The organism is Oleiphilus sp. HI0067 (genome assembly GCF_001635735.1).
In genome coordinates this window covers 1-536 of record NZ_LWFI01000862.1, presented here as the reverse complement: position 1 = coordinate 536, position 536 = coordinate 1, and the positions used below count along the sequence as shown (strand labels likewise).

1 protein-coding gene is annotated in these 536 nt (G+C 45.1%); it reads right to left on the bottom strand.

The window, feature by feature from the left end:
* On the bottom strand, nucleotides 1–536 hold a 536-nt coding region (locus tag A3739_RS09250; RefSeq protein WP_369821104.1), incomplete at both ends, for an EF-Tu/IF-2/RF-3 family GTPase.

Here is a 536-nt window from a genome sequence, read left to right as displayed (position 1 = left end):
AAAGTAAGACCAGTGTTTTGCTCACCTGGCTTGATGCGGTAGTCGATCTTACCGAACTGACCAGAACCACCAGACTGCTTCTTGTGCGTATAGCTGTCTTCGATTGCTTGCGTGATAGTCTCACGGTATGCAACCTGTGGCTGACCTACTTCTAGCTCAACACCGAAAGTACGCTTCAAGATATCTACTTTGATATCTAGGTGAAGCTCACCCATACCTTTAAGGATGGTTTCGCCTGAATCTTCGTCAGTTTCAACGATGAACGTTGGATCTTCTGCAACCATCTTACCGATAGCAACACCCATTTTCTCAGTTGAACCTTTGTCTTTTGGCTTAACTGCGATCGAGATAACTGGATCAGGGAATACCATCGCTTCAAGTGTACATTCATGCTTAGTATCACAAAGCGTGTGACCTGTTTGTACGTTCTTCATACCAACAACAGCGATGATGTCACCCGCTTGTGCTGAATCAAGTTCAATACGCTCATCCGCTTCCATTTCACACATACGACCAATACGCTCAGTCTTACCTGT